Annotated in this window: 9 protein-coding genes and 1 pseudogene; 3 read left to right on the top strand and 7 right to left on the bottom strand. The window is 69.1% G+C overall.

Going from position 1 to position 10,937, the window contains the following annotated elements; translation table 11 throughout:
- Positions 1–111: 111 nt before the first annotated feature.
- Positions 112–966: a molybdate ABC transporter substrate-binding protein gene (modA, locus tag VN779_RS08200; protein WP_325721789.1), complete on the bottom strand. Its 855-nt coding sequence runs from the start codon at positions 964–966 to the stop codon at positions 112–114.
- 46 nt (positions 967–1,012) lie between these two features.
- Positions 1,013–1,405, bottom strand: coding sequence for a TOBE domain-containing protein (locus VN779_RS08195; protein ID WP_325721787.1), 393 nt, complete (start codon positions 1,403–1,405; stop codon positions 1,013–1,015).
- 311 nt (positions 1,406–1,716) lie between these two features.
- Here VN779_RS08195 and VN779_RS08190 point away from each other — a divergent pair, with 311 nt between their 5' ends.
- Entirely contained in the window at positions 1,717–2,523 is an 807-nt protein-coding gene (locus tag VN779_RS08190; protein ID WP_325721785.1) for an indole-3-glycerol-phosphate synthase TrpC, read from the top strand.
- A gap of 35 nt (positions 2,524–2,558) precedes the next feature.
- Here the strand turns inward: VN779_RS08190 and VN779_RS08185 are convergent, their stop codons facing one another.
- Complete coding sequence (locus VN779_RS08185) at positions 2,559–3,002, bottom strand: VOC family protein (RefSeq protein ID WP_325721783.1); 444 nt, start codon at positions 3,000–3,002, stop codon at positions 2,559–2,561.
- A gap of 129 nt (positions 3,003–3,131) precedes the next feature.
- Between VN779_RS08185 and VN779_RS08180 the strand changes: the two genes are divergently transcribed.
- On the top strand, positions 3,132–3,659 hold the full coding sequence (locus VN779_RS08180) for a hypothetical protein (protein WP_325721781.1): 528 nt from the start codon (positions 3,132–3,134) through the stop codon (positions 3,657–3,659).
- 83 nt (positions 3,660–3,742) lie between these two features.
- Here VN779_RS08180 and VN779_RS08175 read toward each other — a convergent pair whose 3' ends face one another.
- The gene (locus tag VN779_RS08175; RefSeq protein WP_325721779.1) at positions 3,743–5,440 is read right to left on the bottom strand and encodes an AMP-binding protein; all 1,698 of its coding nucleotides are present in this window, start codon (positions 5,438–5,440) and stop codon (positions 3,743–3,745) included.
- 149 nt (positions 5,441–5,589) lie between these two features.
- Between VN779_RS08175 and pepN the strand changes: the two genes are divergently transcribed.
- Positions 5,590–8,037, top strand: a complete 2,448-nt coding sequence (gene pepN / locus VN779_RS08170) for an aminopeptidase N (protein ID WP_325721777.1) — start codon at positions 5,590–5,592, stop codon at positions 8,035–8,037.
- A gap of 9 nt (positions 8,038–8,046) precedes the next feature.
- Here pepN and VN779_RS08165 read toward each other — a convergent pair whose 3' ends face one another.
- The 3 genes and pseudogenes from VN779_RS08165 to VN779_RS08155 form a co-directional block, all read right to left on the bottom strand.
- Entirely contained in the window at positions 8,047–9,816 is a 1,770-nt protein-coding gene (locus tag VN779_RS08165) for an amylo-alpha-1,6-glucosidase (protein WP_325721775.1), read from the bottom strand.
- Positions 9,817–9,844: 28 nt separating this feature from the next.
- The gene (locus tag VN779_RS08160; protein ID WP_349260705.1) at positions 9,845–10,606 is read right to left on the bottom strand and encodes a carbohydrate ABC transporter permease; all 762 of its coding nucleotides are present in this window, start codon (positions 10,604–10,606) and stop codon (positions 9,845–9,847) included.
- Between the two features lie 115 nt (positions 10,607–10,721).
- Positions 10,722–10,937 (bottom strand): annotated as a pseudogene (locus tag VN779_RS08155) (sugar ABC transporter permease); the annotation flags it as partial.

The raw sequence follows: 10,937 nt of genomic DNA, 5'->3' as shown, positions 1-10,937 counted from the left end.
AGTAGTAGCGGGAACGGCACGCGCCGCGGCGCGAGGGAGTGCGGGGCGCGCCGCGAGCGTTCGGCGCGCCCTGTGCGAGGCCTGAGGCTCGGCGTCACGGGAGGTAGGGGCTCACGGGTTCTGGAAGCCGGCCGCGCTGAGTACGCCGCGGCCGTGGGCGGAGAGCACGAACGCGATGAAGGCTTGCGCGGCGGCGGCGTTGGGGGCGTCCTTGAGTACGGCGATCGGGTAGTTGTTGATCGCCTTGGCGGCCTCGGCGAACTCCATGCCTTCCACCTTGCCGCCGGCCGCCTTCACATCGGTCTGGTAGACCAGCGCCGCGTCGACCTCACCGAGTTCCACTTTGGTCAGCGCGGACTTGACGTCGGTCTCCAGGGTCACCGGATTGATCTTGATTTTCCCCGCGGCCTCGACCTTCACGGCAGCGGCGCCGCAGGGTACCGTCGGCGCGCACAGCGCGACTTTCACGCCCGGCTTCGTGAGATCCGCCAGCGTCTTGATGGCCTTAGGGTCACCCGGCGGCACGGCGATCTCCAGCTGGTTCTTCACGAACACGGTGGGCGTGCCCGTGGCGGCCCCGGCCTTGGTGACCGTGCCCATCGTGGCGGTGCTCGCGGCGGCGAACACATCGGCGGGCGCGCCGGACACGATGCTGGCGGCCAAGGTGTCCGAGCCGCCGAAGTTGAACTTGACGGTCACGCCCGGGTGCGCGGCCTCGAAGTCCTTGCCGAGCTGAGTGAACGTTCCGGTCAGCGACGCGGCGGCGAATACGGTCACGGTGCCAGAGAGTGAGTTGGTCGACGACGAAGCCGCGGACGAGGACGGCCCGGATGCGGCGGCGCCGGAACTCGAACTTGAGCACCCGGCCACGGCCGCCAATCCCAGAGCTCCGGCCAACACCACCGCCCCGGCCAGGGCCAGAGCGGCGCGCGTGCGGGCACCACGGCCGGGCAGCGCGAAAGTCATGATCACTCCTGGTCGTCAGGTGGCCGCGGTGCGGCCTGGCCGGCGTTCAGATCTCCACGACGACGTTGGTGGACTTGACCACCGCGACCGCCACCGTGCCGACCTGCAGATCGAGCTGATCCGCGGCCTCGCGGCTCATCAGCGAGACGACTCGGTGCGGACCGGCCTGAATCTCGACCTGGGCCATCACCCCGTCACGCACCACCTGGGTCACGATCCCGCGGAAGCGGTTGCGCGCCGAGGACACCCCGCCGGCCCGCTGGTGCTCAGCGGTGTCGCGCAGCGACGCGGCGAACGCGGCCAGGTCGGCGCCGGCCACCCGGCGGTGGCCGTTGAGCTCGCGCTCGGCGGGCAGCCTCCCGGAGTCGACCCAACGGCGCACGGTATCCGCACTCACCCCGAGCAACTCGGCGGCTTCACTGATCCCAAACGTCGACACGCCCCCACGATAACCCGAGAATGCCAGCCGGATCGCGGTAAAGCCCTCGGATCAGCGGATGAGATCAGACCGTGACCCTGGTATCTGCGAGATAGCGGTCCAATCAGCCCTGGAGCGGTGCGAGACAAGGGCTTGGCTGGCATCTGATATGCGTCCGCAGCGCAGGGCTCTCGCAGCTGCGGTCCTGATTTGCCTTCGATCCCTCCTATGCGGTTAACGTCCTGGCTGGCCGGGCACATCACCGCCAGCGTCTGCGATCACGGCGGCCCGCGCGTCGGCCTCAGCGGACTGAGACAAAAGGGGGCGAGCGGGTGAGCGAGATATCCGAGGCGCTGCTGGCGCGAGTACGCGGCGAAGTCGCCGCCCGCGAAGCCGCGCTGCCGCTCGCCGAACTTCAACGAGAGGCTCTCGCGCGCCTCGTGCCTTGCAGCGGCTTGGCGGCGTTGCGCGGTGACAGCGTCGCCGTGATCGCCGAGCTTGATCCCGCGCACGCTCCACACAACGCGCTGGTTGACCACGGCGAGGAATGCGGACTCTCGGCCCTCGCGATCGCACCTGTCCCGCACGCCGCGCACGAACCGGGGCGTGCTGTGGCGCACGTCCGTTCCCGCACGCAGATGCCCGTGCTTTACCTGGACCTGATCGTTTCCAGTTACCAGCTCTGGGAAGCGCGGGCGAGCGGCGCGGATCTGGTGTTGCTGACCGCGGGCGCTCTGCCGTGCGATGCCCTGGTCTCGCTGGTGGAGCGGGCAGCCTCGCTCGGCCTGACAGCTGTGGTCGAGGTGCGGGACGGCGCGGACCTGATGCTCGCGTTGCGCGCCGCTGCCCGCGCCGTGCTAGTGCGCCCGCCCGCGCACCTGAACGCGGACGCGGGTCGCGCCGCACTGTGCGACCTGCTGCCGATAATCCCGGAGAGCGTCGTGCGCGTGGCCGAATGCGGAGCGGCGGGACGTTCGGATCTGATCACCTACGCCAGAAAGGGCGCGGACGCGGTACTTCTCGGGCGCACGCTGCTGACCGGAGACGATCCGCGCGCGACCGTCACCGGCTTGGCGGCGATCGGCGCGCATCCCTCGCTCTTCCGCCGGCGGATGAGCGACGAGGCGCTGCCGCGCTAGGCCAAGGCCGTGCGTAACAAATGGCGTTCAGTTGATCAGTTGATGTCGAACTCGTTCCCCTCAGGGTCCTTCATCCCCACCGCGTAGTGGTCGAGCCCTTCCTGATACAGGACAACGGTTTTGGTGGCGCCCAGGCTCACCAGCCGCTCGGCCTCGGCGTCCACTCGCTGCTTGCGCGTCTCGAGCGGGTCGGACCGCTCGCCGCTCGCGTGGACGTCGATGTGCAGCCGGTTCTTCACTGACTTCTCGACGTCGACCACCTGGAACCAGATGGCCGGCCCGCCGCCCTGCGGATCGCTGATCCGGTCGGCGCCGCCGGTCAACTCTTCTTCCGGCACGCCCAGGTCGCGGTAGTACTCGTCCCAGGTCGCGAAACCGGTCGGCGGCGGCGCGAGTTCATAGCCCAGCGCGGCGGCCCAGAAGCGGGCCTGCCGGTCGGGGTCCGCGCAGTCGATCACCAATTGGTAGCGCACGGCCATCGGGATTCCTCTCGATCTCAGAATGCTGGCAAATGTTTACCCGCGGCGACTATCTGCGCGGGCCGCGACGCAGTGTCATGAACACGAGTCCCGGTAACCCACACCGGGCCGAACTCGCGGGAGACCTGCATGCGCTTTCTCGTCAATCCCTTCACCGTCACCGGCTGCGCCCTCGCGCTGTCTGTCAGCGGCCTGATCTTCGCGGGCGCCGGAGCCGCCCAGGCCAGCACCTGCTCCACCAGCTACCTGCCGCTGCCCGACGCGATCTGCACCCCCGGCGTCTACAACCCGGCCGTGACGCAGGCGACCATCGGCTCGACGATCTGCGTGTCCGGCTGGACCACGACCGTGCGCCCGCCCACCTCCTACACCAACGCCCTCAAGGCCCAGGGCATCATCGACTACGGCTATGCGGACACCAGTATGTCCGACTATGAGGAGGATCACTTCGTACCGCTGGAGCTGGGCGGGTCGCCGCGTGACCCGGGCAACCTGTGGCCCGAACCGCACTACGGTTCGCAGACCTCGTACACCAAGGACGGCATCGAGACCAAGCTGAAGAACGCCGTGTGCTCCGGACGCATCACCCTGGCCGCCGCGCGCTCCGCGATACGCACCAACTGGACCACCGCGTTGCAGACCACTGGCATCGGCTGACCAAGCCGACAAAGCCGACCGAGTAGTTTCGGCAGCATGTGCCGCTTGGGCCGCTGACGGGGACCGCGGCGTCGGTCCCCGTCTCAGCCCCGCAGCTCAGGGAACTGATCATCGCGCCACTCGGCGATCTCGGTCTCGCCCCTCGCGGCCTGCTGTTCGCGCGCGCGAAGGTCGACCCGGCGGATCTTGCCGGAGATCGTCTTGGGCAGTTCGAAGAACTCGATCCTGCGTACCCGTTGAAACGGGGCCAGGTGCTCGCGAGCGTGCCGCAGGATTTCGAACGCGGTCAGTTTTGACGGCTCGTATCCGGCCGCGAGCGCGATATAGGCCTTGGGCACCGCCAGGCGCAGCTCATCGGGCGCGGGAACGACGGCCGCCTCCGCGACCGCCGGGTGTTCGATGAGCACGCTCTCGAGTTCGAAGGGCGAGATCTTGTAGTCGGAGGCCTTGAACACGTCGTCCGTGCGCCCCACGTAGAAGATGTACCCGTCCGCGTCCCGCGAGGCGACGTCGCCGGTGTGGTAGTAACCGCCGGCCATGGCCTCGGTATTGCGCTCCGGATCGTCCTGATACCCGGTCATCAGGCTCATCGGCCGCCGGGCCAGGTCGACGCAGATCTCGCCCTCCTCAGCCGGCCGGCCGGTGACCGGATCGACCAGCACGATCGGGACGCCAGGCAGCGGCAGCCCCATCGAACCCGGCTTGACCGGCATGCCGGGCACGTTGCCCACGGCGAGTGGCAGTTCGGTCTGACCATAGCCGTCGCGGATCGTGAGGCCCCACGCGGAGCGCACCTTGTCCAGCACCTCAGGGTTCAGCGGCTCCCCGGCCGACAGCAATTCCCTGAGTTGTCCCGGGCCGCCCGACAGGTCGGTCTTGATCAGCATGCGCCAGACCGTCGGGGGAGCGCAGAAGGTGTTGACCCCGGCCCGGCGGATCTGGCCGAGCAGCGCGGCCGCGTCGAAGCGGGTGTAGTTGAACACGAAGATCGTCGCCTCGGCGATCCAGGGCGCGAAGAAGCAGCTCCACGCGTGCTTGGCCCAGCCGGGCGAGGAGATGTTCAGGTGCACGTCGCCGGGTTTGGCCGCCACCCAGAACGAGGTCGCCAGATGCCCCACCGGGTACGAGACCTGAGTGTGCTCGACCAGCTTCGGCCGGCTCGTGGTGCCGGAGGTGAAGTAGAGCAGCTGCGGATCCGAGGGCGCGGTGCCTGGATGCGCGGCGGCAGGCGCGTCGAGGCCGTACGCGTCGTGGTAAGCGACCCAGCCCTGCGCCGGCTGGCCCACCGCGAAGCGGCCGTAGCCGCCGGCCACCGTGTCGAACTTGCCGATGTCCGCGGCGTTGACCAGCACGTGCTTCACCTCGCCGCGTGTGATGCGGTCGGCCAGATCAGCCGGTCCCAGCGCGGTGGTCGTCGGGAGGATGACCGCGCCGAGCTTCATCACCGCCAGCATCGACTCCCACAGCTCGACCTGGTTGTTCAGCATCAGCAGCACCCGGTCGCCGCGGGCCACGCCGTGCGCCGCGAGATGCGCGGCGACCTGGTCCGAGCGGTGGGCGATCTCATCGAACGAATAGCGTGCCTCGGAGCCGTCCTCCTCGACGATCCACAGCGCGGTGCGCCGCACCCCGCGGGCGATCGCGTCGAACCAGTCGATCGCCCAGTTGAACTGTTCGCCGAAGTCCGGCCAGGCGAACCGCGAGACCGCGGTCCGGTAGTCGCGGGAGGATGCCTGCAGGAGATCTCGGGCGGCGCGGTACCGCTCGGTGGTCGACTCCATGATCGCCAATCCTCTCCGGGGCGGTGTGCGGCGGCAATGAACCGGGAAGCTGTCACGGACACTACAGAGGTGGAAACACGGTTGCATCCGAACGGCCCTGGACGGCAGCCTGAGCCGTATCCACCGGCAGGATCAGTCAAGGAGGACGGATGGAGCCGCGCAGTCTGACGCAGGACGAGGCTCGCGAGCGAGCCGCGTTGATCGCGGTCGAGCGCTACGAGATCGATGTCGACTTCACCGACCTGCCGACCGGAGACGAGGTGCGGTGCGTCGCGACCGTGGCGTTCTCGTGCCGGACCCCGGGCGGCTCGACCTTCGTGGACTGCGGCGCGCAAGTGGTCGAGGCGACGCTCAACGGCAGGCCGCTCGGGCAGCCCGCCGAAGGGCGCATCCAGCTGACGGACCTGGCCGAGCACAACACGCTCGTGGTACGCACCACGCAGGCGGACACGGCGAGCGGTCCCGGGGTACACAAGGCCATTGATCCCGCGGACGGCGAGGTCTATGTGTGGACCAGCTTCGAGCCGGATGAGGCGCGGTTCGTGTGGGCCTGCTTCGACCAGCCGGATCTGAAGGCGCCGCATGCGTTCACCGTCACCGCTCCCGCCGCCTGGACGGTGACCAGCAACAGCGGCGATCCGCGGATCGAGGACGCGTCGACCACGGCGGCGCGGCGGTGGAGCTTCCCGGACACCCCGCCGCTGTCGACGTACAACGCGGTCGTCAACGCCGGGCCGTTCCACCAGATCCGCCGCACCGTGGGCGATCACGACTTCGGGCTTTTCGCGCGCCAGTCGCTCGCCGCGGTGCTGGACCGGGACGCGGATGAGATCTTCACCCTCACCGAACAGGGCCTGGGCTTCTACGCCCGGGTATTCGGGATGCCGTTCCCGCAGCGCAGCTACGACCAGGTGTTCATGCCCGAATTCGGCGGCGCGATGGAGAACTACGGCTGTGTGACCTGGTCGGACCAGTTCCTGCGGCGCAGCGATCCGACCGCGGCCGAGCGCGAGCTGTTCGCGAAGGTCCTGCTGCACGAGATGGCACACATGTGGTTCGGCAACATCGTGACCATGCGGTGGTGGGACGACCTGTGGCTCAACGAGGCGTTCGCCGAATTCGCCTGCAACTGGGCCGCCGTCGAGGCGACCGCGTACCGCGACTCATGGGCCGGGCATCTGGCCTCCGGCAAGCTGCGGGCCTATCTCGCGGATCAGGGCCCGATCTCGCACCCGATCCGAGTGCCGGTGCGCAGTACCGCCGAGGCCGCGTCGATCTTCGACGCGATCACGTACGACAAGGGCGCCTCAGTGCTCAAGCAGTTGATGACGTACGTGGGTGAGGAGAACTTCTCGGCCGGCATGACCGCGTACTTCGCTCGGCACGCGTGGGGCAACGCCACGCTGCAGGATCTGATCGACGCGCTGGGCAAGGCGAGTGGGCGGGACGTAGACGCGTGGCGTGCCGGCTGGCTGGACACGGCAGGCACCGATCAGCTCGCGCTGGAGCGGGACGGCGACGGATTCGTGCTGGTGGCCAGTGGGCCCGGCGCGGACCATCGGCCCAGGCCGCAAGTGCTGGCCGTGGGCGCATACGCGACTGACGGCACCGACGCGGGACTGCGGCGCCTGGCGCTGGAAACCGTTGAGGTCGAGCAGGCCCGCACGCCGCTGAACCTCCCGGCCGGCGCGCACCTCTACCTCCTCAACGACGAGGACTTGACCTTCGCCGTCACCAGGATCGAACCGGCGGACCGCGCGCGACTGCTCGCCGGCGCGCCCGCGCTTCCCAGCGCGATCTCGCGCGGCGTGGCCGTGGCGACCGTGTGGGACCTGCTGATCAAGGGGGAGTCGACCGCTGCCGAGACAGTGCACTGCGTTACCTCGGTGCTGGCCGTGGAAACCGGCGACAGCGTCATCGAGCCCTACCTTGACCTGGCCCTGGCCGGTAGCGAACTGTGGTCTGCGGAAGCGCAGCGCGCCGAACTCGCCGCGACGGTCGCCGCCACCGCCCGCCGGCTGGCCCAGAATCCGCACCGTCGCCAGGTGGCGCTGCGGGCGTTCGCCAAGAGCGCCGAAAGCCTCGACGACGTCGAGTGGCTCCAGCAAGAGGCCGGCGACGAGGTGGACCTGCTGTGGCGTGCGTTGGTGCGCAAGGCCGAGCTTGGCGGCGACGTCGCGGACGAGGTAGCCCGGCTCCAGGAGCGCGATCCCGATCCCGATTCCTGGATCAGGGCGCTGACTGTGCAGGCCGCCGCGCCCAACGCGCAGGACAAGCAGGCCGTCTGGCAACGGGTGGTCGACGAGCGTGCGGTGGCCGTCGGCGCGGTGTCGCTGGTCATGTCGGCGTTCTGGCGTCCCGGTCAGGACGCGCTGCTCGCGCCGTACGCCGACCGCTATCTCGAGGTGCTGCCTGGGCTCGAGCGCGGCGGGATGATCCCGGCGATGGTGTTCACCAACCGGCTCTTCCCGCTGTTCGGGATCGACCGGGATTACCCCGACGCGGCGCTGGCCGCAGCCGAGTCGACCGCGCCGGTGATTCGCAAAACCCTGACGGAGCGGGCGGACCTGGTGCGCCGGATGCTGCGCTCCCGGTAGCCGCGAACGTTACGGGAGCGCGGAGGCACGCTCCTCGTGTGCGGCGGCGAGGATCAGGTAGGCGCTTGCGGTCCAGGTGTACGCGCGGTCACGCAATGCCGCGCCACTGTGCGCATCGAAGTTCTCCGCGAACCCGGACGTCTCGCACAGCAGCCGGAACCGCGCGCTGATCTCGTCGGCGAGATCGGCGTAGCCGCCGCGGCGCAGCCCGTCCTCGATCAGCACGGTGCTCGGCGCCCAGACCGGCCCACGCCAGTAGCCGTCGCTCTGGTAGTGCGGCGAGGACGGGTGCTCGGTCGCCAGCCCGTACGCGGTCAGGTGCGTCTTGATCCGTTGTGCCAGCGCCGCCATGACCTCAGCCGGCAGCTCGTTGCCGAGCACGACCGGCATCAGGTCCAGCAGGCTCGAACTCGGCCGCCGCCGACCGCTCTGCGCTCCGCGCGCGACGAAGCGTTCCCGCGCGCTGTCCCACAGCTGTTCGATCAGCGCGGCGCGCAAGGTGTCCGCGGCGTGTGTCCACCGCGCGGCGGCCGTCTCGTCGCCGAGGTCTTCGGCCAACTGCGTCAGGGTCCGCATTTGCAGCACCAGGAACGCACTGAGGTCCGCGGTCTCGACGACGCGCTCAGGGTCAAACGCGGTGGCGTTGTCCCAGCCGCTGTCGTTGCCGTGATGGTAGTGCGGGATGTCGTGACCGGGCGCCCGGCGCGTATCGAGCCAGAACCGGGTCCAGCGTTCCAGCCGTTGATAAGCGGCCTCCAATTCGGCTCGCGGCAACGGCTCAGGCATCAGGGATCTAATACGGCGCAGCGCCCAGCCGTGGATCGGCGGTTTGACGTAGTTGTAAAGGATCTCCGAGTGGGTCACCGAGTCCGGCAGCGCGCCGGCCTGGTCCTGGTGATCGAACGGCAGCTGGAACTGGTCCCAGGCCAGCGCGGGCAACCCGTCGGCGAGGGCGAGCGCGTTGAAGCAGTGGTCCCAGCTCCAGACCTTGTCCATCCAGTGCTTCGACATCAGCACCGCGGGCCGCCGCACGAACCCGGCCGGCCGGACGGTGGCCGACCACAGCACGTACGCGGCCAGCCGTGCGGCCGGCGTACGCTCGCTGCGCCATGGCGCGACCGCTTCGACGAACGCGTCGAACTCGACCCGCGCCGCGTCGACGACCTGACCGAAGGACGCCGTGCGGTGATAAGGCGGCCGGCCGCTGTCGTACTCCTCGATGGCGATCTCCCACAGCCCGCCGGACTCGGGCAGGTGCAGCGCACGTTCGGCCGTGCCCAGCTGCTGCGATCCGGTGATTTCGGCCCCGTCGCCGGCGAGCACGGTCACGCGGTAGCGTCGGCCGGTTTCGTACACGGTGAACACGTGCGCGCCGTCCACCGGATCGCGGTAGAGGTAGGTGCCGCTGAACGGGGTCAGCGCCGACTCGGCGGCGATGACGCGCAGGCCGAGCCCCTCGCCGCGCAGCCGTACCGTGTCAGTACTCTCATAGACCAGTTCGATCTTGCCGGGCCCCTGGCCTGCGCGGTCGCGCGGCGCACCGCTCACGGTCCAGGTGAGCAGGATCGGGTTGGCTGCGACGGTGGTCTCGACCCGCGCGCCGTCCAGGACCGGCACCAGGCGCAGCACCGGGTGCATGCCGGTCTGATGCGAGACCAGGTGCAGGTCGTCGGCGTAGGTCTGTTCCGCGATCACCGGCGAGATGTTGAACCAGGACCCTGATCGGCTGAACGGGATGTCCTGGACGGAGAAGGCCGGGCCGGTGCGGGCGGCGGACATGCGCAGAGTTCTCATTTCGTGGTCGGAGCTAGTCCTTGACGGCGCCGGCTGTGACGCCGGCGGCGACATAGCGTTGGGCGAGGATGAGCAGGACGGTGGCGGGGATGGAGGCGACCACGGCGGTGGCCATGATGGCGTTCCATTGCTGGTTGTTGTTGCCGATGTAGTGGTAGATGCCGAGGGTGATGGGCTGTCGGCCGCCGCCGGAGTCCAGGGTGCTGGCGAAGATGAAGTCGGACCAGGCCCACAGGAAGGTGAACAGGGACACGGTGACGACCGCGTTGCGGCTGACCGGCAACACGATCGACCAGAAGGTGCGCAGCGGTCCGGCGCCGTCGGTTTTCGCCGCCTGCATCAGTTCGTCGGGGATGCCGGCCATGAACGCGGTGAATACCAGCACGCCGAAGGGAACGGCGATGGTGGAGTCGGCCACGACGAGCCCCGGCAGGGTGTTGATCAGGTGCGAGGTGAGCAGGATCGCGTAGAAGCCCATCGCCATGATGATCCCGGGGATCATCTGCGCGGCCAGCAGCACGAAGCTGAGCACCCCGGCACCCTTCGGGCGCAGCTTGGCCAGCGAGTAGCCGGCGGGCGCCGCGACCAGCAGGGTGAGGGCCACCGTGCACAACCCGACGACCAGGCTGGTGCCCAGGTACGGCAGCTGTTGGTCGAGCACCGCACGATAGCCCTCCAGGGTGCCGTGCAGGGGCAGGAAGGAGGGCGGGGTCTTTCGCAGGTCCTGATCGCGGGTGAAGGAGGCGTTGAGCATCCAGTAGACCGGGAAGAGCATGACGGCGGTGAGTAGCACACCCACAGCCGTCTTCCACCCGGACCGCCTGCGGCCCCGGGAGCGAGATGCGATCCTGGCGGCACGCGGAGCGCGGGTCGTTGTGAGAGCACTCATGTCAAACCTCCGCGGCCGTGCGCTGGGTGCGGATGTAGATCAGGCCGAAGGCGAGGGCGACGACGACCAGCAGGTTGCCCACGGCGGCGCCGGGTCCGAAGGCGGGCAGCAGGTTGCCGAATCCGAGTCGGTAGGACCAGGTGGCGAAGGTGGTGGAGGAATCGACCGGTCCGCCGCGGGTCATGATCCAGATGATGTCGAACACCTTGAGGGTGTA

It is taken from the genome of Actinocrinis sp., from assembly GCF_035605935.1.
Taxonomy (GTDB): Bacteria; Actinomycetota; Actinomycetes; order Streptomycetales; family Catenulisporaceae; genus Actinocrinis.
This window is presented reverse-complemented; position numbering and strand designations above follow the sequence as displayed.